The following is a 22,612-nucleotide window of genomic DNA, read 5'->3' as shown; positions in this document are numbered from 1 at the left end:
CGACAATCATGTTCCCAGAACGTATTTTCTCCGGCATGCGACCCACCGGATCGCTGCACCTCGGTCATTACCACGGCGTGCTGAAAAACTGGGTGAAGCTGCAGTCCGAGTACCCGTGCTTCTTCTGCGTCGTCGACTGGCATGCGCTGACGACGCACTACGAGACGCCCGAGGTCATCGAGAAGAACGTATGGGACGTGCTGATCGACTGGCTCGCGTCCGGCATCGATCCGGCGCAGGCGACGCTGTTCATCCAGAGCAAGGTGCCCGAGCACGCGGAACTCGCGCTGCTGCTCGGCATGAGCACGCCGCTCGGCTGGCTCGAACGCGTGCCGACCTACAAGGAGCAGATGGAGAAGCTGAAGGACAAGGACCTGTCCACCTACGGCTTCCTCGGCTACCCGGTGCTGATGGCCGCCGACATCCTGCTGTATCGCGGCTCGCTCGTGCCGGTCGGCGAGGATCAGGTGCCGCACGTCGAGATGACGCGCGAGATCGCGCGCCGCTTCAACTACCTGTACGGCCGCGAGCCCGGTTTCGAGGAGAAGGCGCTCGAAGCGGCGAAGAAGCTCGGCGGCAAGCGCGCGAAGCTCTATCACGAGCTGCGCAACGCGTATCAGCAGGAAGGCGACGACGAGGCGCTCGAACAGGCGCGCGCGATGCTGCAGGAATCGCAAAGCCTGTCGATGAGCGACCGCGAGCGCCTGTTCGGCTATCTCGAAGGCGCGCGCAAGATCATCCTGGTCGAGCCGCAGGCGCTGCTGACCGAGGCGTCGCGGATGCCGGGCCTCGACGGGCAGAAGATGTCGAAGTCGTACGGCAACACGATCGGCCTGCGCGAAGACGCCGAGACGATCACGAAGAAGGTCCGCACGATGCCGACCGATCCCGCGCGCGTGCGCCGCACCGATCCGGGCGATCCCGACAAGTGCCCGGTGTGGCAGCTTCACCAGGTCTACACGGACGAAGCGACGCACGAGTGGGTGCAGAAGGGCTGCCGCTCGGCGGGCATCGGCTGTCTCGACTGCAAGCAGCCGGTCGTCGAGGGCATCCTGCGCGAACAGCAGCCGATGCTCGAGCGCGCGCAGAAGTACATGGACGACCCGTCGCTGCTGCGCGCGATCGTCGCGGACGGTTGCGACAAGGCGCGCAAGTACGCGACGGAAACGATGCGCGACGTGCGCGACGCGATGGGCCTGTCGTACAACTGATCCGGCGCATGAGCGAATCCGTCATCGCCGCCGCAGGCGGCCACGTCGGCCAGGCCGAGCCGTCGCGCTGGGTCGCGCAATGGGCGCGGCTCGTGCCGGCCGGCGGTGCGGTGCTCGACGTTGCCGCCGGCGGCGGCCGCCATGCACGCTGGTTCGCGTCGCGCGGCCATCCCGTCGTCGCGCTCGACCGCGATCCGGTCGCACTGGCCGCGTTGCGCGCGATTCCCGGCGTCGACGCCCGCGCGGCCGATCTCGAAGGCGCGCCATGGCCGCTGCCGGCCGACGAGCGGTTCGCGGCCGTGATCGTCACGAACTATCTGCATCGCCCGCTCTGGCCCCATCTATTCGATGCCGTGGCGCCGGGCGGTGTGCTGGTCTACGAAACCTTCGCGCAAGGAAACGAAACGGTCGGAAAGCCGTCCAACCCCGCGTTCCTGCTCGCCCCGGGCGAGTTGCTGGACGCCGTGCGCGGGCACCTGCGGGTGGTCGCATACGAGGACGGTTTCGTCGCCGCGCCGCGCGAGGCGTTCGTCCAGCGTCTTTGCGCGGTGCGCGAGGGCGCGACCCCGAAGGCGGGGGCGGGAATTCCACGTTACGAACTGCCCGGCTAATCCGCTACAATCTCAACGTTTACCGGTACACAATCAATCGCGTTTCATGGCTAACGGCACCCAAGACGGCATTCAAATCCGCGGCAGCATCCCCGCGATCGTCACCCCGATGCTCGAAGACGGCAGTCTCGACCTGCCGGCGTTTCGCAAACTGATCGACTGGCACATCGCGGAAGGCACCGATGCGCTCGTCGTCGTCGGTACGAGCGGCGAGTCGGCAACGCTCAACGTCGAAGAGCACATCCTGATGATCCGCACGGCGGTCGAGCATGCGGCGAAACGCATCCCGATCATCGCGGGCGCGGGCGGCAATTCGACCGCCGAGGCGATCGAGCTGACGAAGCACGCGAAGGCCGTCGGCGCGGACGCGACGCTGCAGGTCGTGCCGTACTACAACAAGCCGACGCAGGAAGGCATGTACCGCCACTTCCGGACGATCGCCGAAGCGGTCGACCTGCCGGTGATCCTGTACAACGTGCCGGGCCGGACGGTCGCGGACATGGCGCACGAGACGACGCTGCGCCTCGCGGAAGTCCCGGGCATCATCGGCGTGAAGGAAGCGACCGGCAACATCGATCGCGCCGCGCATCTGATCAAGGCCGCGCCGAAGCATTTCGCGATCTACAGCGGCGACGATCCGACCGCGATCGCGCTGATGCTGCTCGGCGGCCACGGCAACATCTCGGTGACCGCGAACGTCGCGCCGCGCGCGATGAGCGAGCTGTGCCGCGCGGCGCTGGCCGGCGACGTGCAGACGGCCCGCACGCTGCACATGAAGCTGCTGTCGCTGCACAAGAACCTGTTCATCGAAGCGAACCCGATCCCTGTGAAGTGGGCGCTGCAGGCGATGGGCAAGATGCAGGGCGGTATCCGGCTGCCGCTCACGGCGCTCGACGAGCGCTGCCACGATGCCGTGCGTTCGGCCCTCGTCGAGGCCGGCGTTCTCTGATGGCAAGGCGGCCGCGTCCTGCGGCCGCCGGCTCGACCCCTGATCAACCCGCACCGGCCGGCTCCGTCCGGCGCCGCTCCTGACGAGCGTTCTAGCAAGACGAAGGATTTCATGAAACGTTTCGCCTTTTCCTCTCGCGCCATCCAGTTGTCGGTGGTGGCGCTGGCGCTGGGCGCGCTCGCTGGCTGCGATACGCTGAACGATTACCTGGCCCCCGACCGGGTCAACTACAAGAACACCGGTTCGGCGCCGCCGCTCGCGGTGCCGAGCGACCTGAAGCCGGTGCCGACGACGCAGCAGTTCGTCGCGCCGCCGACCAACGCCGGGCTCGGCACGCTGCCGCCGCGGGCCACGACGAAGGCCGGCAACGCGACCGACGGCATCCCGAGCGCGCAGGATCCGCTCGGCATGCACATCGAGCGCGACGGCGACCGCCGCTGGCTCGTCGTCGACGGCCGCACGCCCGAGCAGCTGTGGCCGATCCTGAAGGAGTTCTGGCAGGAGAACGGCTTCTCGCTGAAGACCGATGCGCCGTCGACGGGCATCATGGCCACCGACTGGGCCGAGAACCGCGCGAACATTCCGGACGACTGGTTCCGCCGCACGATCGGCAAGGTCATCGATTTCGCGTATTCGTCGGGTACGCGCGACCGCTTCCGCACGCTCGTGAACCGGACGTCCGACGGCAACACCGACATCTCGATCACGCACAGCGCGATGGAAGAAATGATGGTCGGCCCGCAGGGCGGCACGTCGTCGCGCTGGGAAGAGCGGCCGCGCAACCCGGTGCTCGAAGCCGTGTTCCTGTCGAAGCTGATGCAGAAGTTCGGCCTGACCGACGCGCAGGCAAAGCAGTTGCTGACCGATGCGCGCCCCGCGACGGCGCCGGCGCAGGTCAGCGACACGAGCGGCGGCGCGGCGACGCTGCAACTGGCCGAGTCGTTCGATCGCGCCTGGCTGCGCGTGGGCCTCGCGCTCGACCGGACCAACTTCACGGTCGACAATCGCGACCGCGAGAAGGGCGTGTACACCGTGCGCTATGCGAATTCGATGGAAGAGCTCAAGCGTGACGGCCTGTTCGGCAAGCTGTTCTACGGCGGCCCGTCGGCGGCGAAGCCGGGCAAGGAGTTCCTCGTCAACGTGCGCGCGCAAGGCACCGGCGGCACGCAGGTCGCGGTGATCGGCGCGAATGGCCAGATCGACAACTCGTCGGACGCGCAGCGGATCATCTCGCTGCTGCACGCGCAACTGAACTGAACGCGTGCGATTCGCCAGCCTCGGAAGCGGCAGCGAAGGCAACGCGCTGGTCGTCGAGGCCTCGAGCGGCACGACGACCACCCGCGTGCTGCTCGACTGCGGCTTTTCCGCCAAGGAGGTCGAGCGCCGGCTCGGCCGACTGAATCTCTGCATCGCCGATCTCGATGCGATCCTCATTACCCACGAACACAGCGACCACGTCGGCAGCGCGCTGACGCTCGCGCGCCGCGCGTCGCTGCCGCTCTACATGAGCTGGGGCACCGCGCGCGCGGTCGGCGCGGACGAGGCCGATGTCGATCTGCATGTGCTGTGGGGCGACGAGACGGCCGCGATCCGCGATCTGGCCGTGATGCCCTATACGGTTCCCCACGATGCGCGGGAACCGCTCCAGTACGTGTTCATGGACGGAAGCCGCCGGCTCGGCGTGCTGACGGACGTCGGGATGGCCACGCCGCACATCACGGCCGTCCTGAGCGGCTGTGACGCGCTGGTGCTCGAATCCAACCACGATACCGCGATGCTGGCCGCCAGCCGCTATCCGCAGTCGCTGAAGGCGCGGATCGGCGGCAACCACGGCCACCTGAGCAACGACGCGGCGGCCGACATCCTCGCGTCGCTCGAACGCAGCCGTCTCCAGCACCTGGTCGCGGCCCATCTGAGCCAGCAGAACAATCTGCCGGAACTGGCTCGCCAGGCGTTTGGCGGCGTGCTCGGGACGGACGGGGAAGACGTAATCGTGGCCTCGCAGGACACGGGCTTCGACTGGCTGACGCTCGGATGAGCAGGGCGGGGCCGCCGCGGCGGCCCGAAGCGACTGCCGGGCGCTCGATTCGAAAGCGGCAGACGTAAAAAAACCGGCCCTCGGGCCGGTTTTTTTTCAGCTGACGCTGAAGGCTTACTGGCTTGCGCCCGAAGCCGGAGCAGCCGTCGCTGCCGAAGCAGCCGACGCCACTGCAGCAGCAGCGTCGCTCGCAGCAGCCGTTGCCGACGAAGCAGCAGCCGAAGCGTCGCTCGCAGCACCAGCAACTGCCGAAGCAGCCGACGAAGCAGCAGCAGCCGCGTCGCTTGCAGCCGACGAAGCAGCTTGATCAGCGCTCTTGTTGCAAGCAGCCAGTGCAACAGCAGCCAACAGGGAAGCTACGAGGAGGGATTTCTTCATGATCACGTCCTTTTATGGTTAAAGGTAAGCAACAGCGCGAAACAATACCGGTAATGTGCTCCAACACCGACCTGGGCCGCTGGTGGAGATGCACTTCTTAGAGCGTGAATCTTCCCTACGGCTTGGGCGGAAATTATATGCACTTTCCTATCGACCGTCGACAAATGCGGGGTCAATACGTTGTCTTTCCCATACAGAATTTGATCTGTACGGGCATACGGGGCGACTCACACTAATTCCGGCATCCGACCCGTATCCAGCCCGCACGATACCACTCGTGCAACAAGGCTGTCATCGAGGGAGCCCGGGATAGTGTTACAAACCGTTTCGCCTCCATCTGGCGTTGATTGGCCAGTTCGGGCAGCCATTCACCGGCTTGCTCGAGTGGTCCTTCCTCGCCATTAATGAAGTACGAGCGCGCGTTATACATCAATGCGGCCCTTCTGTCGAGACGCACGCCGCGGCGTGACGCCTGCGTGACGAACGCCGCCTCGGACAGCGGGCGCTCGGGCGGGTCGAAAACGACGTTCGATTTGGGCTCGCTCAGGTAGCAGCCGAGGAATTCGGCGACGTCGCGCTTGCGCCAGCGGATCGCGTCGACGATCTCGGCGACACGTTCGACCATGGCCGGCGGCAGTTGCGCGGGCGCATCGACGGCCGGCTGCTTCGGATCGCGGTAGAGATCGTCGCCGCCCGCGTCGCGCAGGCCGCCGCGCTCCGCGAGGTAGTACAGGAACTGGGCGCCCAGCTCGCCCGCGGACGGCGCCCGAAAGCCGATCGAGCAGGTCATGCACTCGCCCTCGGCGACGCCGTCATGCGCGATGTGCGGCGGCAAATACAGCATGTCGCCGGGCTCCAGCACCCATTCGTCGCTCGGCTCGAAGTTTTCGAGGATCTTCAGCGGCACGTCCGCCTGCAGCGACAGATCCTTCTGCGCGCCGACCCGCCAGCGGCGCCGGCCCTCGACCTGCAGCAGGAATACGTCATACGAATCGAAATGCGGGCCGACGCCGCCGCCGTCCGTCGCATACGAGATCATCAGGTCGTCCAGCCGCGCGTCGGGGATGAAGCGGAAGCGGTCGAGCAGCGCGCGCGCCGCGTCGACGTGCAGATCGAGCCCCTGCACGAGCAGGGTCCAGGATTTGCGCGTAACGGCGGGCAGCGCGTCGGGTTCGAACGGGCCGTGCGCCAGTTGCCACTTGTTACGAAAATGGGTGATCAATCGCGATTCCGCGTCATAGTCGGCGGCGAGCTCGAACAATGCATCGCGCGTGACCGGCGACGCGACGCCGGGAATCGCCTGGCGGATCAACAGCGGCTTCTTTTGCCAGTAGCCGCGCATGAATTGCGCCGGCGTAAGGCCGCCGAGCAGCGGCGTGGGAAGATCGGGGGGCGGCGCGCCGAGCGGGGCGGCAGCGGCTTGCCGCGGTTCGGCTTGAGACCGGTTGCGCATCGTATAATGAGACTTGTATTTGGGAGAATTGGATGAAAATCGCAAAAAACACCGTCGTGTCGGTCACTTACAAGCTGTCGGACACACAGGGCAACCTGATCGAGGAAAGCGACGAGCCGATGGTCTATCTGCACGGCGGCTATGATGGCACGTTCCCCAAGATCGAGGAACAGCTCGACGGCCACGAGGCTGGCTACCAGGCGCAGATCCAGCTCGAGCCGCAGGACGCGTTCGGCGACTACGATCCCGAACTCGTGAAGATCGAGCCGCGCGACCGTTTTCCCGAGCCGCTCGAAGTGGGCATGCAGTTCGAAGGCACGCCGGAAGACGGTGACGAGGAAGTCGACTCGCTGATCTATACGGTCACCGATATCGCCGAAGACAAGGTCGTGCTCGACGGCAATCACCCGCTGGCGGGCATGGCGCTGCGTTTCGCGCTGACCGTGAAGGACGTGCGCGAAGCCACCGAAGACGAAATCGAGCACGAGCACGCGCATGGCGCGGAAGGGCTCGAGATCCTCGACGAGGACGACGACGAAGACGGCGAAGCGCCGTCAGGGCGCACCCTGCACTGAGCTTGCCGGCCACGACGCGCCGCCCGGTGCGGCGCCGTCGCCCTGCAACGGCGGCGCGACCGACGACGCATCGGGCAGCGCCGGCAGCGCGGGGATTTCCGGCATCTGCGGCAGCGGCACGTCGTCGCGCGGCACGAGCGGCAGCGTGGGCGGCACCGGCAGGTTCTTCGGTACTTCCTGCAGGCTGACGTTGAAGATCGTCTGCCGTGCCGGCGATACGCTCACCTTCACCCACTGATTCCCCGGATGGCGCGGTCCGATCGCGACGCGCGTCACGTTTCCTACCAGCTCACCGTCGTCGCCATGCAGCGGACGGTCGATCAGAAAGCCGTTCGCCAGCGGTTCGCCGCTCGCGTGCACCACCAGTATCGGGCCCCGGAACGCCCCCGCGGCCTTCACCAGCGTTCGTTTCAGCTCGCGGAAGCCGTCGCGCACGCGCGGCCGGTTGAAGCGCAGCCACGCGAAGCGCTCCGAGCGTTCATAGCGTTCGAACTGCGGATCGCCTTCGAAAATCACGACCATCGCGCGCGCTTCGCGCCGCTTCGCATATTCGGCCGCGTGGTCGATCCAGAAGCTGTTCGCGATCACGCGGTCCTCGAATTCGCCGTTGCGGCCGCCCGCCGTCAAATAATGGTTGTTCGGCGCCGGCACGTTGAGCGCGACGTAGACGATGTCGTCGCGCATCCAGCGGGCGTTCTCGCGATACGGCCGGAACCGTGCGACTTCGCTCTCCCGCGTAATCGGCAGCGCACGGGGGTCGGGCAGCGCGGAATCGGCGAGCAGCGTCTGCCGCAGGAAATCGAGCCGCTCGACCGGGTCGTAGCCGCCTCCCGCCGCGGCGTTGCAGGCGATCCAGTCGTCGTGGCCGGGAATGAACACGAGCGGCACGCGCGCCGAATCCAGGATCGCGCCGCGCTGCGAATACAGCGTGTCGCGGCATGCTTCCTTCGAGCCTTTGAGATCGCCCGCATAGACGACGAACGCGAGGTTGCGCTCCCGTGCGATCGCATCGAGCAGCCGCTGCGCGGCCGGTTCGTCCGCCGGGGCGTTGATGACGCCCGACACGACCGCGAACGAATAGGGCGCGGCGCTGCGCTTGGGCGGCGCGGCCAGCGCACCGGCCTGCGCGAACGCAACAACCGCCGCGACGAGCGCGGCGGCGGCGCGGGCCGGCAGGCCCCGCGCAATGCGCTTACGCGTGCCCGTCGGCATCGTGCGACCGGACCAGCGTGCGCAGTTCGTACAGCAGGTCGAGCGCCTCGCGCGGCTTGAGATCGTCGGGATCGATGTCGCGCAGTTTTTCGAGCGCCGGGTGCGGCGTGTCGGGCAGCGCCGGCGCATCCGCGCATTCGAGATCGTCGACGGCCGCCGGCGGCGCGCTGAAGAGATCGAGTTGCGGCGTGTGCTGGGAGGCCGACTGCTGTTCGAGATACGCGAGGTGCTTGCGTGCGGCGCGGATCACCGGCGCCGGGACGCCCGCGAGCTGCGCGACCTGAAGACCGTAGCTCTGGTTCGCCGGGCCTTCGTTGACCGCGTGCAGGAACACGATGCCGTGGCCGTGCTCGACCGCCGACAGATGGACGTTGGCCGCTTGCGGGAATTCGGCCGGCAGTTGCGTCAGCTCGAAGTAGTGCGTCGCGAACAGCGTGTAGCACGCGTTGTGCGCCAGCAGGTGGCGCGCGATGGCCCAGGCGAGCGCGAGGCCGTCGAAGGTCGACGTGCCGCGGCCGATCTCGTCCATCAGCACCAGGCTTTGCGGCGTCGCGTCGTTGAGAATCGCCGCGGCCTCGGTCATCTCGACCATGAAGGTCGAGCGGCCGCCCGCGAGATCGTCGGCTGCGCCGATGCGCGTGAAGATCCGGTCGATCGGGCCGAAGCACGCCGACTTCGCCGGTACGTAGCTGCCGACGTACGCCATCAGCGCGATCAGTGCGGTCTGCCGCATGAACGTCGACTTACCGCCCATGTTCGGCCCGGTGATCAACAACAGCTTGCGCTCGGGGCCGAACCGGCAGTCGTTCGCGATGAACTGCTCGACCTGCGCTTCGACGACCGGATGGCGCCCCTGTTCGATTTCGATGCCGATCTCGTCGGTGAAGGTGGGCGCGACCCAGTCGAGCGCGCGTGCGCGTTCGGCGAAGGCGGCGAGCAGGTCGAGCTCGGCGAGGGCCGAGGCGACGCGCTGGCATTCGGGGATGAACGGCAGCAGCGCCTGCAGCACCGAGTCGTACAGCGCGCGCTCGCGCGCCAATGCGCGTTCCTGCGCGGACAGCGCCTTGTCCTCGAAGGTCTTCAGTTCCGGCGTGATGTAGCGCTCGGCGTTCTTCAGCGTCTGGCGGCGACGGTAGTCGTCGGGCACCTTGTCGGTCTGGCCGCGCGTGACCTCGATGTAGAAGCCGTGCACCTTGTTGTATTCGACGCGCAGGTTCGCGATGCCGGTGCGTGCGCGCTCGCGCGCTTCGAGGTCGATCAGGAACTGCCCGCAGTTCTCCGAAATGTCGCGCAGCTCGTCGAGCTCGGCATCGTAGCCGCGCGCGATTACCCCGCCGTCGCGCACCATCGCGGCCGGCTCGGTGGCAATCGCGTTCGTCAGCAGGTCGAGGCATTCCGCGGGCGGCGCGAGCGCCGCATCGACGCGTGCGAGCGCATCCGCGTTCGCGACGATCGCGCCGATGCGCTCGCGCAGCGCCGGCAGCGCGGCGAACGTGTCGCGCAGGCTCGACAGGTCGCGCGGGCGCGCGGACAGCAGCGCGAGCCGCCCGGTGATCCGTTCGACGTCGGCGACCTGGCGCAGTGCGCTGCGCAGCGCATCGAGGCTCGCGCTGGCCGGCGCATCGAGCAGCGCGCCGATTGCCTGCTGGCGCGACTGCGCGGCGACCGATGCGCGCGGCGGATGATGCAGCCAGTGACGCAGCAGGCGGCTGCCCATCGTCGTGCAGCAGGTGTCCAGCAGCGAATACAGCGTGGGCGACTCGGTGCCGCGCAGCGTCTCGGTCAGTTCGAGATTGCGGCGCGTGGCCGGATCGAGCCCGATGTATTCGGTTTCGTTCTCGACCTTCAGGCTGCGCACGTGCCGCAGTTGCTGGCCTTGCGTGGCCGCGGCATAAAGCAGCAGCGCGCCGGCCGCGCCGCACGCACTCGTCAGCGAATGCGCACCGAAACCGTCGAGGCTCGCGACGTCGAGCTGGTCGCACAGACGCTGCGTGCCCGATGCGATGTCGAAGTGCCAGGCCGGCACGCGCTTGGTTGCGCCCGCGCCGGCGGGAATGGCGTCGGTTGCCCCGTCAGGCGTCAGGATTTCGGCCGGCCGGATGCGTTCGAGCGCGGCGGCGAGCTGCTCGGGCTCGATTTCGGCGAGCCGCAGCGCACCGCTCGCGAGGTTCAGCCACGCGAGGCCGATGTTGACCGCGACGCCGCGCTTGTTGTGGCCGGTGCACATCGCGAGCAGGTAGACGTCGTTCTTGTCGGACAGCAGCGCGGCATCGGTCAGCGTGCCGGGCGTGACGACGCGCACGACCTTGCGCTCCACCGGGCCCTTCGACGTGGCCGGATCGCCGATCTGCTCGCAGATCGCGACCGATTCGCCCATCTTCACGAGCTTCGCCAGATATTGCTCGACCGCGTGATGCGGGACGCCGGCCATCTTGATCGGCGTGCCGGCCGACGCGCCGCGCTGCGTGAGGGTCAGGTCGAGCAGGCGTGCCGCTTTTTCCGCATCCTCGAAGAACAGCTCGTAGAAGTCGCCCATCCGGTAGAAGACGAGCGTGTCCGGATGATCGGCCTTGATGCGCAGGTACTGCTGCATCATTGGAGTGTGGCCTGCGAAGGCTTCGGGCGACAGCGTGGTCATAGGTCAGGCATGAAGTTGTTGCTTGGGTTGCCCGAGTTTACCAGTGGCTTCGACGTGAACGCGCGAAGTTGGCCGTTTGGTCGACTGCCGGCGCTGTCGTGCAGTGGCAGCCGAATTCGCGCGGTCGCTCGCGAGCGCTTGCCACGAGGCACCGAAGAAGGGCGCATGGCCGTGGGCGGCGCGTCTTTCGCCCTTCCGAAGCGTTGCAACGAGCGGGGCAGGCCCGGCGGCGCTCGGCTGGCGAGCCTGCGCGCGCCGACCCCGTGCCGCAAATCAGGACGCGTGCCCCGACGTCAGACTCAGTGCGACCGCTTGCGCGACTTCGATACCGTCGATCGCCGCCGAATAGATGCCGCCGGCATAGCCGGCGCCTTCGCCGGCCGGATACAGGCCTTCGACGTTCATGCTCTGGTAGTCGTCCTTGCGCCGAATCCGGATCGGCGACGACGTGCGCGTCTCCACGCCGGTGAGCACCGCGTCGTGCATCGCGAAGCCGGCGATCTTCTTGTCGATCTCGGGCAGCGCTTCGCGGATCGCTTCGATCACGTAGTCCGGCAGCGCGGTACTGAGATCGGTCGGCGTCACGCCGGGCTTGTACGACGGCTCCACCGCACCGAGCGACGTCGACGGCCGGCCCGCGATGAAGTCGCCGACCAGTTGGCCCGGCGCGCGGTAATCGCCGCCGCCGAGTTCGAACGCGCGCGTTTCCCATTTACGCTGGAACGCGATGCCGGCGAGCGGGCCGCCCGGATAGTCGTCCGGCGTGATGCCGACGACGATGCCCGCGTTCGCATTGCGCTCGGCGCGGGAATACTGGCTCATTCCGTTGGTGACCACGCGGCCGGGCTCCGAGGTCGCGGCGACCACCGTGCCGCCCGGGCACATGCAGAAGCTGTAGACCGCGCGCCCGTTGCTTGCGTGGTGGACCACCTTGTAGTCGGCCGCGCCGAGCTGCTTGTGGCCCGCGAACTTGCCGAAGCGGCTGCGATCGATCACGCCTTGCGGATGCTCGATCCGGAACCCGAGCGAGAACGGCTTGGCTTCGATATAGACGCCGCGGTCGTGCAGCATCTGGAACGTATCGCGCGCGCTGTGGCCCACGGCCAGCACCACGCGGTCGCACCGCAATGTTTCCCCGTTCGACAGCTTGAGCGCGCGCACCTTACCCTGGTCGATTTCGATGTCGTCGACACGGGTTTCGAAGCGCACTTCGCCGCCGAGTTCGTGGATCGACGCGCGCATTTTTTCCACCATGCTGACGAGGCGGAACGTGCCGATGTGCGGGCGGCTCAGGTACAGGATGTCGTCGGGCGCGCCGGCCTTGACGAATTCGTCCAGCACCTTGCGGCCATAGTGGTTCGGATCCTTGATCTGGCTGTACAGCTTGCCGTCGGAAAACGTTCCCGCGCCGCCTTCGCCGAACTGCACGTTGGATTCGGGATTGAGCACGCTCTTGCGCCACAGGCCGAAGGTGTCCTTGGTGCGCTCGCGCACGGCCTTGCCGCGTTCGAGGATGATCGGACGGAACCCCATCTGCGCGAGGATCAGCCCCGCGAACAGCCCGCACGGACCCATGCCGATGACGACCGGGCGCAGGAAATCGGCGTGCTCGGGCGCCTTGGTGACGAAGTGGTACGTCATGTCGGGCGTCACGCCACAATGCGGCTTGCCGGCGATGCGCTCGAGCGCGGCCGCCTCGTCCTTGACTTCGACGTCGACGATATACGTGAGCTTGATGTCGGCACGCTTGCGCGCGTCGTGCGCGCGGCGGAACACGGTGTAACGGAGCAACCCGTCTGGCGCCACGCCGAGCTCAGCGAGGCGCGCGCGAATCGCGGCCTCGAGTGCGCTCTCGGGGTGGTCGAGGGGGAGTTTGATTTCGCTTAGCCGTAACATGGGGACTCGGATGCGATTGCCACGGCGCCGTGGCGGTGTTGATACAGGCGGGGCCGGCATGCCGGCGGCCTCGTTCGCCGCGCGCGCATGCCGGACGCAAACCATTCGCCGTCGTTGCGGCAGAAGCGGAGCGAGCGGCAACACGCCGACCCGCACGCGCCACGCGAGCAACTTCAGGATAGGCGCACGAAGCGATCCGTGTGCACGGAAGATTTATCCGTGCGCCAGACGATCGGCGCGCCATCGTGACGATGCCGCGCGAGCGGTTTGCGCGAAAGCCGCGCCACGCGGGCGCGGCCCGGGCTTACTCCGCTGCCGGATGCACGCGGCTGTAGCGGTTCAGGATCGGGATCATCTGTGCGTAGATCTTCGGGTTCGCGGCGACGATCTCGTGGCGATGCAGGAAATCGGCGTCGCCCGTGTAGTTGCCGACGAGGCCGCCGGCCTCCGTGATCAGCAGGCTGCCCGCCGCCATGTCCCACACGTTGATGCCTTGCTCGAAGAACGCGTCGAGGCGGCCGGCCGCGACGTTCGCGAGATCGAGCGCCGCCGCGCCCGGGCGGCGCAGGCCCGTGCAGGCCTGCGTCATTTCGGTGAAGAGGCGCGCGTAGGCGTCGAGGCCGTCCTTCTCGCGGAACGGGAAGCCCGTGCCGACCAGCGCGTCCGACAGGCGGTCGCGGCGGCCGACGCGGATGCGGCGGTCGTTCAGGTACGCGCCGCGGCCGCGGGTGGCCGTGAACAGGTCGTTCTTGTTCGGATCGTAGACGACGGCCTGCGTGACGACGCCCTTGTGCTCGAGCGCGATCGAGACGCAGTAGTACGGGAAGCCGTGGATGAAGTTGGTCGTGCCGTCGAGCGGATCGATGATCCACTTGAATTCGGATTCGTTCTCCGATTCGCCCGATTCCTCCGCGAGGATCGCGTGATCGGGGTAGGCGGTCTTCAGCGTCTCGATGATCGCGTCTTCGGCGGCTTTGTCCACTTCGGTGACGAAGTCGTTCTGCTGCTTCTTGCGGATCTCGATCAGGTCGAGATCGAGGGACGCACGATTGATGATCTGTCCGGCGCGGCGCGCAGCCTTGACAGCAATGTTGAGCATGGGATGCATGAGCCTGGATCCTGTAGCCGGCGGCACGGGCCGCCACGAAGTGGGACAACCGCCCGGAACGGCGCAAGCGTGCCGGGGCGAGGTGAGACGCGAATTGACAAAGAGCGGGGTACGACCCGCGCTGCGCCGAGCGCAACGCGTAAAGGCATGATTTTACCCGATTTTCGGCGGTTTCAGGCGACCGGCATGCGGGGAAACCCCCACTGGCCGTCTGGACGAGTGGGTTTGCGCGGGCGATGGCGATACCATACGGCCATTCTGATGAACCGAGTCGTATCGTAGTGGAAACCCCGCAGAACACCGCCGCGCCGTCCGAATCGGGCGCGGCCTCGTCCGCGCCGCCGTCCGGCGGCTTCACGTCCACCCGCTTCGTGCTCGTCGAGCCGAGCCATCCCGGCAACGTCGGGGCGGCTGCCCGCGCGCTGAAGACGATGGGCTTCTCGCGCCTCGTGCTGGTCGCGCCGCGCGTGCCGCACGTGCAGCGCGACCCCGACGCGATCGCGATGGCCAGCGGCGCGGACGACGTCCTTGCGTCCGCGCATGTCGTGCCGACGCTCGGCGAAGCGCTGTCCGGCGTTCACTGGTCGATCGCGCTGACCGCGCGCACGCGCGAATACGGGCCGCCGCGTCTTGCACCGCGCGCGGCCGCCGCGCAGGCGAGCGCGCAGGTCGGCGCGGGCGACATCGCGCTCGTGTTCGGCAACGAGCGCACCGGTCTCGCGAACGAGCATGTCGACCAGTGCAGCGCGCTCGCGCATATTCCGGCCAACCCTGCCTACAGTTCGCTGAACCTCGCGCAGGCCGTGCAGGTGCTCGCATACGAGTTGCGCGTCGCGTTTCTCGAACAGGCGAGCGAGCCGTCGGCGCAGCCGCCGGCCGAAGCCGGCACGCTCGCGCAGAGCGACGAGATCGAGCGGATGTACGTGCACCTCGAAAACGCATTGATCGCGCTCGACTTCCTCGATCCGCGCAATCCGAAGAAGCTGATGCCGCGGCTGCGGCGCCTGTTCGCGCGCACCGGCCTCGAGCGCGAGGAGGTCAATATCCTGCGCGGCATCGCGAAGCACATCCTGCTGAAGTCGGGCCAGCCGGGCGGCGACGCGTAAGCGGCCGACGCTCCGATTGCCGGGCGCGGGGAATCCGGTGGCAGGCCGTGCCTCGACCCACCGGAAGCGTCGAAGCTTCTATTTCTCCCGACCGACACACCCTGCAAACGCCGCCACGGCAAGCGTCCCGGTCGAATACCCGCGCCGACGGCGGGGTGAACGCGCGGCCGCGTGCGGCCGGGCGCGACTGGCCCTACAATCGCCGGACGTCATAAGCAAATGACCCGGCGCGATAACGGCCGGCATTGCCGGCGATGCGCGCCGGCCTTTTCCCAAACCACATCATGTTCACGAGACTGCGCGAAGACGTTGCAACGATTCGCGAGCGGGATCCCGCCGCTCGCAGTGCGTGGGAAGTGCTGACCTGTTATCCGGGGCTGCACGCGCTCGTGCTGCACCGGTTCGCGCACGCATGCTGGCGCGCGAAACGTTACTGGCTCGCGCGGTTCGTGTCGCAGGCCGGCCGGTTCCTGACCGGAATCGAGATCCATCCCGGCGCGACGATCGGCCGGCGCGTGTTCATCGATCACGGCATGGGTGTCGTGATCGGCGAGACGGCGATCATCGGCGACGACTGCACGATCTATCAGGGCGTGACGTTGGGCGGCACGTCGCTCACGCGCGGCGCGAAGCGCCACCCGACGCTCGAGGCCGGCGTGATCGTCGGTGCCGGCGCGAAGGTGCTTGGCGGTTTCACGGTCGGCGCGGGCGCGAAGATCGGCTCGAACGCGGTGGTCGTCAAGCCGGTGCCGGCGGGGGGCACGGCGGTGGGCAACCCGGCGCGCATCGTGATGCCGGCGCAGCCGAAGCCGCAGGCCGAGCGTGCGGCGTTCAGCGCATACGGGATCACGCCGAACGCCGACGATCCGATGTCGCTCGCGATTCACGGTCTGATCGATCACGCGGCGAAGGAAAGCCGCCGCGTCGACGAGATCGTCGCGGCGCTCGAGCGGCTCGGCACGCATCTGGAAACGCTGCAGGGCGCCGACGCGGCGCGCCTCGACCTGCGCAGGCTGTCGGCGGTGCTCGAAGGCAAGACGGTCGAACGCCAGACGTAACGAACGCGATCGACGCCGCCGCTGCCGTCAGTGCGACGGCAGCGGCGGCGTCAGTCGAGCGGCATCGGGTGGATGCCTTCCGCGTCGACGCGCAGGTAGCCGCCGCGCGGCGTGCCGTGATCGAGATCCCAGTCGGGCAGCACCCAGCGGATCCCGCCCGGCTCCGCGTGGCGCGCGGGGCGGTGCGTGTGGCCGTGAATGATCACGCTCGCGCGGCTCTTCCGGAACAGCGCGGCCACGCCTTCTTGCGTGACGTCGTACACGGCCGACGCAGGGCGCATGCGGCCCGCTTCGCTGCTCGAGCGCATGCGCTGCGCGAGCGCGCGGCGCCACCGGAACGGCCACGCGAGAAACAGCCATTGCGCGACGCGGTTGCGCGCGAAGCGACGGAACACCTGGTAGCCGCGGTCGGCCGTGCATTGCGCGTCGCCGTGCGCGAGCACGATGCGCTGGCCGAACGCCATGATCAGCGAAGGGTCGGGCAGCAGCATCGCGCCGGCGGCCTTCATGAAGCGCCGGCCGAGCAGGAAATCGCGGTTGCCGTGCATCACGTAGAGCGCGATGCCGCGTTCCGAGAACGTGTGCATCAGCGCGGCCATGCGTGCGGCGAACGGATCGTCATCGAGGACGTCGTCGCCGATCCAGTATTCGAACAGGTCGCCGAGGATGAACACCGAATCGGCGCTGTCGGCGGTGTATTTGACGAAATGCTCGAACGCGGCGACCGTCTTCGGAATCGCCTCGCTCAGGTGCAGATCGGACAGAAACAGGAACGGGCGTGCGGCTTGCGCGTACTCGCGCTCGCCCGGCACGCCCGCGGAGACGCTTCGCGGCGGACTCTCCTGCAACATCGAAGTGCCTCCGTAACGGCGGGTGCGTCAGACCACCACGGCCTTTTCGATCACGACGTCGTCGGTCGGCACGTCCTGATGGAAGCCGGCGTTGCCCGTCTTGACGCCCTTGATCTTGTCGACCACGTCCTGGCCTTCGACGACCTTGCCGAACACCGCGTAGCCCCAGCCCTGCGGCGTCGGCGACGAGTGGTTCAGGAAGTCGTTGTCGTTCACGTTGATGAAGAACTGGGCGGTCGCCGAGTGCGGATCGTTCGTGCGCGCCATCGCGATCGTGTAGTTGTCGTTCTTCAGGCCGTTGTTCGCCTCGTTGTCGATCGGCGCGTCGGTCGGCTTCTGCTTCAGGCCCGGCTCGAAGCCGCCGCCCTGGATCATGAAGCCGTTGATCACGCGATGGAACACGGTGCCGTCGTAATGGCCCTTCTTCACGTAGTTCAGGAAGTTCTCGACCGTCTTCGGTGCCTTCGCGGCGTCGAGCTCGAGCTTGATCACGCCGTGGTTCGTGTGCAGTTCAACCATGATGAATTCCTTCGGTGAGGCAGTTTAAATGGCACGCGGCCGGTCGTGCGACGCGGCCGCGTGAGGCGCCGGACGTGCCGGCAGGTGCTTACTTCGAGACGATGCTCGCCGATTCGATCACGACCGGTTGCGCCGGTACGTCCTGCATCGGGCCGCGCGAGGTCGTCGCCACGCCTTCGATCTTCTTCACGACGTCGAGACCCGACACGACCTTGCCGAACACCGCATAGCCGTTGCCGTCCGGGTTCGGGTAGTCGAGGCCGCCGTTGTCGACGGTATTGATGAAGAACTGCGCGGTGGCCGAATTCGGATCGCTCGTGCGGGCCATCGCGATCGTGCCCGTCAGGTTCTTCAGACCATTGCGGCTCTCCAGCGGGATCGGCGCGCGGGTCGGCTTTTCCTCGAAGTTGGTCTTGTAGCCGCCGCCCTGGATCATGAAGCCCTTGATCACGCGATGGAAGATCGTGCCGTTGTACTGGCCGGCCTTCACGTAATCGAGGAAGTTGGCGACGGACTTCGGCGCCTTCTCCGGGTAGAGCTCGACGCGGATGTCGCCCTGCGAGGTCTTCAGCTGCACGACGGGGTGCGCGGTGGCCGATTGCGCGAATGCGGGCGCGGTCGCGAGAAGGGCGGCGCCGCCAAGCGCCAGCAACAGACGTTTCATTGCGATCCTCAGGTTGGGAGGGAAGGAAGGCCGCGCCGCTTAGCGCGACGGCGCGACGTACGGCGCCGCCAGTGCGCCCGACGGACCGCTGAACTGGAACGTCGGCGACATCGGCAGCGTGGTGGTGCTCACGTTCGCGGCGGCGCGCTCGGTGTAGTCGCGCGTGGCGGGCGTCGTCGCGCGCGCGTTCGGCGCGGCTTTCGACGGCGACACGATCTTCTGCAGATCGGCGAGGCGCTGCGCGGTCGCGCCGCTCGTGCGGCCGAGCGATTGCGCGCGCTTGTACGATTCGGCCGCGAGGCGCAGGTAGAGATCGCCGAGGTTCTCGTACGCGAGCGTGTAGCTCGGGTTCGACTGCGTCGCGGTGACGAGCGCGCTGCGCGCTTCGTCATAGCGGCCGTGCTTCGCGTAGAGCGCCGCGAGGTTGTTGTACGGCTCGGGCAGCTCGGGGTACGCCTGCGTGATCGCGACGAACTGCTGGATCGCGTCGTCGTCGCGGTTCAGGCGGGCCAGCACGGTGCCGCGCTTGAACTGCGCCTGCACGTCGTGCGGGTTCGACGCGATGCGCGCGTCGAGCTGCGCGAGCGCCTGCTTCCACTGCTTGCCGCCGATCGACGCGTCGATTTCGGGCGTGCCGTCGGCGACCGCCGGGGCTTTCTGCGCATGCGCCGCGGGTGCCGCGAAAAGCGTCAGCGCGACGCCCATGACGGTGGTCGCAACGAGGGTCGCAGCGCTCGGCGCGCGGCCGCGATGAGGTTTCATAGGCGTAAATCGGAATGTTATACTCCGAGCCATTCTAACAAAACGTCTGCGCGTTCCGGCGAGCGGCAGACAGTCTTTCTTAGCCTCTCGTGGCCGTCACCGCTGTGCTTGCAGCCTGACCGCCCCATGTGATAACGAGGACGCGCGGCCCGGCGCCGCAGCAGATGGTCCGTCCGTTTCACATGCTGGGCGAGCTTCGCCAGGGCGGTTTCCTTCGGCTCACGGTTCATCTCTATGGAATCACTGCGCATCTACAACACGCTCGCGCGTGACAAGCAAGTCTTCGTGCCGCGCCAGCCCGGCGAAGTGCGGATGTACGTATGCGGGATCACCGTCTACGACTATTGTCACGTGGGCCACGCGCGCATGCTGGTCGTGTTCGACCTCGTCCAGCGCTGGCTGCGTGCGATCGGCTACCGGGTCACGTACGTGCGCAACATCACCGACATCGACGACAAGATCATCCGCCGCGCGGTCGAGAACGGCGAGACGATCAAGTCGCTGACCGACCGCTTCATCGGCGCGATGCACGAGGATGAAGCCGCGCTCGGCATCCAGCGGCCCGACATCGAGCCGCGCGCGACGCAGTTCATCTCGCAGATGCTGGGCATGATCGAGACGCTCGAGACGAACGGCTACGCGTATCAGGCGGCCGACGGCGACGTCAATTACTCGGTGCGCAAGTTCGCGAGCTACGGGAAGCTGTCGGGCAAGTCGCTCGACGACCTCCGCGCGGGCGAACGCGTCGCCGCGAACGATGCGAAGCAGGATCCGCTCGACTTCGTGCTGTGGAAGCGCGCGAAGCCGGAAGATCCGGAAGGCGCGTCGTGGGCGTCGAAGTACGGGATGGGCCGCCCGGGCTGGCACATCGAATGCTCGGCGATGGGCTGCTCGCTGCTCGGCAATCATTTCGACATCCACGGCGGCGGGCAGGATCTGCAATTCCCGCACCACGAGAACGAGATCGCGCAGAGCGAGGGTGCGACCGGCGAGACGTTCGTCAATTACTGGATGCACAACGGCTTCGTGCAGGTCGACAACGAGAAGATGTCGAAATCGCTCGGCAACTTCTTCACGATCCGGGAAGTGCTCGAGCGTTACGACGCGGAAGTCATGCGCTTCTTCATCGTGCGCACGCATTACCGTTCGCCGCTCAATTACAGCGACGTGCATCTCGACGATGCACGCGCATCGCTCACGCGTCTGTACACCGCGCTGAAGGACGTCGAGCCCGACACGCTCGCGCTCGACTGGAACGAGCCGCACGCACAGCGTTTCGCGGCCGCGATGAACGACGATTTCAACACGCCGGTCGCGGTGGCGACGCTGTTCGAGCTGGCGGGTGAAGTCAACCGCACGCGCGACGCGTCGCTCGCACGGCAACTGAAACAGCTGGCGGGCCTGCTCGGCCTGCTGGGCCGCGAACCGCGCGCGTTCCTGCAGCAGGCGTCCGGCGCCGCGCAGGCGGGCGGGCTCGCGGCCGACGAGATCGAAGCGAAGATCGCCGCGCGCGTCGCGGCGAAGCAAGCGAAGGACTATGCCGAAGCGGACCGGATCCGGGCGGAATTGCTCGAAGCCGGCATCGCACTTGAAGACAAACCGGGCGGATCGACCGAATGGCGTCGCGTATGAGCGCGGTGCGTTCCACTGACCGATCCGTCAGGTAGGAGGCAAGATGGCAACGGCCAGAAAAGCGCCGGTCAGGCGCGCGACCCCGGTCGCCGCGCGTCCGGCAGCCAAGCGCGTACCGGCGGCGAAGGCGGACGCGACGCGCGCCGTGCCGAACGGCGCGCTGAACGGTCATGCGCAGCCGGCGGCCGCGCCGCCGGCCGCCGACGCGGCCCGCAAGACACGTGCGTCCGAAGCGGAGGGCGAGGAGGTCGTCGTGCGTCCCGCCTATTGGGACAAGGCATGCGCGGACCTCGTCAAGCGCGACCGGATCCTGAAGAAGCTGATTCCGAAGTTTGGTCCCGCGCATCTCGTGAAACGCGGCGACCCGTTCGTCACGCTCGCGCGCTCGGTCGTCGGCCAGCAGATTTCGGTGCCGTCCGCGCAGTCGCTGTGGGCGCGCATCGAGGACGCCTGCCCGAAGCTCGCGCCGCAACCGGTGATCCGGCTCGGCGCGGACAAGCTGATCGCGTGCGGGCTGTCGAAGCGCAAGACGGAATACATCCTCGATCTTGCGCAGCATTTCGTGTCGGGGGCGCTGCACGTCGACAAATGGACGTCGATGGACGACGAGGACGTGATCGCGGAACTCACGCAGATCCGCGGCATCAGTCGCTGGACCGCCGAGATGTTCCTGATCTTCAACCTGTCGCGGCCGGACGTGCTGCCGTTCGACGACCCGGGCCTGATCCGTGCGATCAGCGTCAATTACTTCAGCGGCGAACCCGTCACGCGCAGCGAGGCGCGCGAGGTCGCGGCCAACTGGGAGCCGTGGCGTACCGTCGCGACCTGGTACATGTGGCGCAGCCTCGATGCGCCCGACGCCGACGCCTGAGTGCAGGCTATCGAATTTTGAACATCAATAGTTGAGAGCCGGTTTTGCGCGCCGCCCGCGCGGGTAGAATACGCGCTGCCGCAAGACCCAAGGATTCGAACACATGAAGACCACGTTTCTGGATTTCGAACAGCCGATCGCCGAACTCGAGGCCAAGATCGAAGAGCTGCGATTCGTGCAGGACGACTCGGCTGTCGATATTTCGGAAGAAATCGAGCGGCTGTCGAAGAAAAGCCAGCAACTGACGAAGGACCTCTACGCGAATCTGACGCCGTGGCAGGTTTCGCAGATCGCGCGGCACCCGCAGCGTCCGTACACGCTCGATTACGTCGCGGAATTGTTTACCGATTTTCACGAACTGCATGGCGACCGCGCGTTCGCGGACGACCTGTCGATCGTCGGCGGTCTCGCGCGCTTCGGCGGCCATCCGTGCATGGTGATCGGTCACCAGAAGGGCCGCGACACGAAGGAGCGCGCCGCGCGCAACTTCGGGATGCCGCGTCCGGAAGGCTATCGGAAGGCCGAGCGCCTGATGCGTCTGGCCGAGAAGTTCGGGCTGCCGATCTTCACGTTCGTCGACACGCCGGGCGCGTACCCGGGCATCGGCGCGGAAGAGCGCGGCCAGTCGGAGGCGATCGGTCGCAACCTGTACGTGATGGCCGAGCTGAAGACGCCGATCATCACGACGGTGATCGGCGAGGGCGGTTCGGGCGGCGCGCTGGCGATCGCCGTGGCCGATACCGTGATGATGCTGCAGTTCTCGACCTACTCGGTGATCTCGCCGGAAGGCTGTGCGTCGATCCTGTGGAAGAGCGCCGCGAAGGCGCCGGAAGCCGCGGAAGCGCTGGGCCTGACCGCGCACCGCCTGAAGGCGCTCGGCCTGATCGACAAGATCATCAACGAGCCGCTCGGCGGCGCGCATCGCGATCCGAAGGGCATGGCCGCGCTGCTGCGCCGCGCGCTGGCCGATTCGCTGCGCCAGTTCCAGGGCATGAGCATCGATGCGCTGCGCGAGCGCCGCTTCGAGCGCCTGATGGCCTACGGCAAGTTCAAGGAAACCACGCCGGGCGCATGACCGGC

General features: G+C 67.2%; 20 protein-coding genes and 1 pseudogene. 11 read left to right on the top strand and 10 right to left on the bottom strand.

Going from position 1 to position 22,612, the window contains the following annotated elements; genetic code table 11:
* The first annotated feature begins 8 nt into the window (after positions 1 to 8).
* The 5 genes from WS64_RS09430 to WS64_RS09410 all read left to right on the top strand — a co-directional run bounded on the left by WS64_RS09430 (position 9) and on the right by WS64_RS09410 (position 4,809).
* Positions 9 to 1,211, top strand: a complete 1,203-nt coding sequence (locus tag WS64_RS09430) for a tryptophan--tRNA ligase (RefSeq protein ID WP_006487046.1) — start codon at positions 9 to 11, stop codon at positions 1,209 to 1,211.
* A gap of 8 nt (positions 1,212 to 1,219) precedes the next feature.
* A complete protein-coding gene (locus WS64_RS09425; RefSeq protein WP_060966320.1) occupies positions 1,220 to 1,822 on the top strand; it encodes a class I SAM-dependent methyltransferase in 603 nt (200 codons plus the stop codon).
* Positions 1,823 to 1,868: 46 nt separating this feature from the next.
* Entirely contained in the window at positions 1,869 to 2,771 is a 903-nt protein-coding gene (gene dapA / locus WS64_RS09420; RefSeq protein ID WP_059583362.1) for a 4-hydroxy-tetrahydrodipicolinate synthase, read from the top strand.
* A 111-nt stretch (positions 2,772 to 2,882) separates the two neighbouring features.
* Positions 2,883 to 4,028 (top strand): outer membrane protein assembly factor BamC, encoded by a 1,146-nt coding sequence (gene bamC / locus WS64_RS09415; RefSeq protein WP_059643943.1) that lies wholly within the window; start codon positions 2,883 to 2,885, stop codon positions 4,026 to 4,028.
* A 4-nt stretch (positions 4,029 to 4,032) separates the two neighbouring features.
* A complete protein-coding gene (locus WS64_RS09410; protein ID WP_060966319.1) occupies positions 4,033 to 4,809 on the top strand; it encodes an MBL fold metallo-hydrolase in 777 nt (258 codons plus the stop codon).
* A 307-nt stretch (positions 4,810 to 5,116) separates the two neighbouring features.
* Here WS64_RS09410 and WS64_RS35580 read toward each other — a convergent pair.
* Both WS64_RS35580 and WS64_RS09405 read right to left on the bottom strand, forming a co-directional pair.
* Positions 5,117 to 5,363, bottom strand: a pseudogene (locus tag WS64_RS35580) (hypothetical protein).
* Between the two features lie 56 nt (positions 5,364 to 5,419).
* Entirely contained in the window at positions 5,420 to 6,640 is a 1,221-nt protein-coding gene (locus WS64_RS09405; RefSeq protein WP_060966318.1) for a cupin domain-containing protein, read from the bottom strand.
* A 32-nt stretch (positions 6,641 to 6,672) separates the two neighbouring features.
* On the opposite strand from WS64_RS09405, the gene WS64_RS09400 reads away from it, so the two are divergent.
* Positions 6,673 to 7,215 carry an FKBP-type peptidyl-prolyl cis-trans isomerase gene (locus tag WS64_RS09400; protein ID WP_059643952.1) on the top strand — a complete coding sequence of 181 codons (543 nt, stop codon included), beginning with the start codon at positions 6,673 to 6,675 and terminating at the stop codon, positions 7,213 to 7,215.
* Here WS64_RS09400 and WS64_RS09395 read toward each other — a convergent pair.
* From WS64_RS09395 to WS64_RS09380, 4 genes are all read right to left on the bottom strand, one after another.
* Entirely contained in the window at positions 7,195 to 8,427 is a 1,233-nt protein-coding gene (locus tag WS64_RS09395) for a hypothetical protein (protein ID WP_208606833.1), read from the bottom strand. The two genes, WS64_RS09400 and WS64_RS09395, sit on opposite strands and share 21 nt — an antisense overlap.
* Positions 8,408 to 11,065 (bottom strand): DNA mismatch repair protein MutS, encoded by a 2,658-nt coding sequence (gene mutS / locus WS64_RS09390; protein WP_060966317.1) that lies wholly within the window; start codon positions 11,063 to 11,065, stop codon positions 8,408 to 8,410. Before mutS ends, WS64_RS09395 begins: the two co-directional genes overlap by 20 nt.
* 273 nt (positions 11,066 to 11,338) lie before the next feature.
* Positions 11,339 to 12,961, bottom strand: a complete 1,623-nt coding sequence (locus WS64_RS09385; RefSeq protein ID WP_060310075.1) for an NAD(P)/FAD-dependent oxidoreductase — start codon at positions 12,959 to 12,961, stop codon at positions 11,339 to 11,341.
* A gap of 304 nt (positions 12,962 to 13,265) precedes the next feature.
* Positions 13,266 to 14,069 (bottom strand): inositol monophosphatase family protein, encoded by an 804-nt coding sequence (locus WS64_RS09380; RefSeq protein WP_059608913.1) that lies wholly within the window; start codon positions 14,067 to 14,069, stop codon positions 13,266 to 13,268.
* Between the two features lie 281 nt (positions 14,070 to 14,350).
* Between WS64_RS09380 and WS64_RS09375 the strand changes: the two genes are divergently transcribed.
* Both WS64_RS09375 and cysE read left to right on the top strand, forming a co-directional pair.
* Positions 14,351 to 15,175 (top strand): RNA methyltransferase, encoded by an 825-nt coding sequence (locus WS64_RS09375; protein ID WP_060966316.1) that lies wholly within the window; start codon positions 14,351 to 14,353, stop codon positions 15,173 to 15,175.
* Positions 15,176 to 15,459: 284 nt separating this feature from the next.
* Positions 15,460 to 16,233, top strand: coding sequence for a serine O-acetyltransferase (gene cysE, locus WS64_RS09370; protein WP_059583378.1), 774 nt, complete (start codon positions 15,460 to 15,462; stop codon positions 16,231 to 16,233).
* Positions 16,234 to 16,283: 50 nt separating this feature from the next.
* Here cysE and WS64_RS09365 read toward each other — a convergent pair whose 3' ends face one another.
* From WS64_RS09365 to WS64_RS09350, 4 genes are all read right to left on the bottom strand, one after another.
* Complete coding sequence (locus tag WS64_RS09365; protein ID WP_060966315.1) at positions 16,284 to 17,084, bottom strand: UDP-2,3-diacylglucosamine diphosphatase; 801 nt, start codon at positions 17,082 to 17,084, stop codon at positions 16,284 to 16,286.
* 27 nt (positions 17,085 to 17,111) lie between these two features.
* Positions 17,112 to 17,603 carry a peptidylprolyl isomerase gene (locus WS64_RS09360; RefSeq protein WP_006483987.1) on the bottom strand — a complete coding sequence of 164 codons (492 nt, stop codon included), beginning with the start codon at positions 17,601 to 17,603 and terminating at the stop codon, positions 17,112 to 17,114.
* 88 nt (positions 17,604 to 17,691) lie between these two features.
* The gene (locus WS64_RS09355) at positions 17,692 to 18,267 is read right to left on the bottom strand and encodes a peptidylprolyl isomerase (RefSeq protein ID WP_059583382.1); all 576 of its coding nucleotides are present in this window, start codon (positions 18,265 to 18,267) and stop codon (positions 17,692 to 17,694) included.
* 39 nt (positions 18,268 to 18,306) lie between these two features.
* A complete protein-coding gene (locus tag WS64_RS09350) occupies positions 18,307 to 19,029 on the bottom strand; it encodes a tetratricopeptide repeat protein (protein ID WP_081103802.1) in 723 nt (240 codons plus the stop codon).
* Positions 19,030 to 19,263: 234 nt separating this feature from the next.
* Between WS64_RS09350 and cysS the strand changes: the two genes are divergently transcribed.
* The 3 genes from cysS (at position 19,264) to WS64_RS09335 (ending at position 22,607) form a co-directional block, all read left to right on the top strand.
* Positions 19,264 to 20,661, top strand: a complete 1,398-nt coding sequence (gene cysS, locus WS64_RS09345; RefSeq protein WP_060966313.1) for a cysteine--tRNA ligase — start codon at positions 19,264 to 19,266, stop codon at positions 20,659 to 20,661.
* Between the two features lie 43 nt (positions 20,662 to 20,704).
* A complete protein-coding gene (locus tag WS64_RS09340; protein ID WP_060966312.1) occupies positions 20,705 to 21,532 on the top strand; it encodes a DNA-3-methyladenine glycosylase family protein in 828 nt (275 codons plus the stop codon).
* A 103-nt stretch (positions 21,533 to 21,635) separates the two neighbouring features.
* Entirely contained in the window at positions 21,636 to 22,607 is a 972-nt protein-coding gene (locus WS64_RS09335; RefSeq protein WP_006401892.1) for an acetyl-CoA carboxylase carboxyltransferase subunit alpha, read from the top strand.
* Positions 22,608 to 22,612 lie beyond the last annotated feature (5 nt).

The sequence above is a fragment of the Burkholderia anthina genome (assembly GCF_001547525.1).
GTDB classification, from domain to species: domain Bacteria; phylum Pseudomonadota; class Gammaproteobacteria; order Burkholderiales; family Burkholderiaceae; genus Burkholderia; species Burkholderia semiarida.
The sequence above is the reverse complement of the archived record's forward strand: the minus strand, read 5'-3'. Positions and strand labels throughout refer to the sequence as shown.

What these genes read in the sequence shown, in the direction of transcription:
- WS64_RS09430 (WP_006487046.1), top strand. Translation starts at nt 9, where the DNA reads ATGTTCCCAGAACGTATTTTCTCCGGCATGCGACCCACCGGATCGCTG.
- WS64_RS09425 (WP_060966320.1), top strand. Translation starts at nt 1,220, where the DNA reads ATGAGCGAATCCGTCATCGCCGCCGCAGGCGGCCACGTCGGCCAGGCC.
- dapA (WP_059583362.1), top strand. Translation starts at nt 1,869, where the DNA reads ATGGCTAACGGCACCCAAGACGGCATTCAAATCCGCGGCAGCATCCCC.
- bamC (WP_059643943.1), top strand. Translation starts at nt 2,883, where the DNA reads ATGAAACGTTTCGCCTTTTCCTCTCGCGCCATCCAGTTGTCGGTGGTG.
- WS64_RS09405 (WP_060966318.1), bottom strand. Translation starts at nt 6,640, where the DNA reads ATGCGCAACCGGTCTCAAGCCGAACCGCGGCAAGCCGCTGCCGCCCCG.
- WS64_RS09400 (WP_059643952.1), top strand. Translation starts at nt 6,673, where the DNA reads ATGAAAATCGCAAAAAACACCGTCGTGTCGGTCACTTACAAGCTGTCG.
- WS64_RS09395 (WP_208606833.1), bottom strand. Translation starts at nt 8,427, where the DNA reads ATGCCGACGGGCACGCGTAAGCGCATTGCGCGGGGCCTGCCGGCCCGC.
- mutS (WP_060966317.1), bottom strand. Translation starts at nt 11,065, where the DNA reads ATGACCACGCTGTCGCCCGAAGCCTTCGCAGGCCACACTCCAATGATG.
- WS64_RS09385 (WP_060310075.1), bottom strand. Translation starts at nt 12,961, where the DNA reads ATGTTACGGCTAAGCGAAATCAAACTCCCCCTCGACCACCCCGAGAGC.
- WS64_RS09380 (WP_059608913.1), bottom strand. Translation starts at nt 14,069, where the DNA reads ATGCATCCCATGCTCAACATTGCTGTCAAGGCTGCGCGCCGCGCCGGA.
- cysE (WP_059583378.1), top strand. Translation starts at nt 15,460, where the DNA reads ATGTTCACGAGACTGCGCGAAGACGTTGCAACGATTCGCGAGCGGGAT.
- WS64_RS09365 (WP_060966315.1), bottom strand. Translation starts at nt 17,084, where the DNA reads ATGTTGCAGGAGAGTCCGCCGCGAAGCGTCTCCGCGGGCGTGCCGGGC.
- WS64_RS09360 (WP_006483987.1), bottom strand. Translation starts at nt 17,603, where the DNA reads ATGGTTGAACTGCACACGAACCACGGCGTGATCAAGCTCGAGCTCGAC.
- WS64_RS09355 (WP_059583382.1), bottom strand. Translation starts at nt 18,267, where the DNA reads ATGAAACGTCTGTTGCTGGCGCTTGGCGGCGCCGCCCTTCTCGCGACC.
- WS64_RS09350 (WP_081103802.1), bottom strand. Translation starts at nt 19,029, where the DNA reads ATGAAACCTCATCGCGGCCGCGCGCCGAGCGCTGCGACCCTCGTTGCG.
- cysS (WP_060966313.1), top strand. Translation starts at nt 19,264, where the DNA reads ATGGAATCACTGCGCATCTACAACACGCTCGCGCGTGACAAGCAAGTC.
- WS64_RS09340 (WP_060966312.1), top strand. Translation starts at nt 20,705, where the DNA reads ATGGCAACGGCCAGAAAAGCGCCGGTCAGGCGCGCGACCCCGGTCGCC.
- WS64_RS09335 (WP_006401892.1), top strand. Translation starts at nt 21,636, where the DNA reads ATGAAGACCACGTTTCTGGATTTCGAACAGCCGATCGCCGAACTCGAG.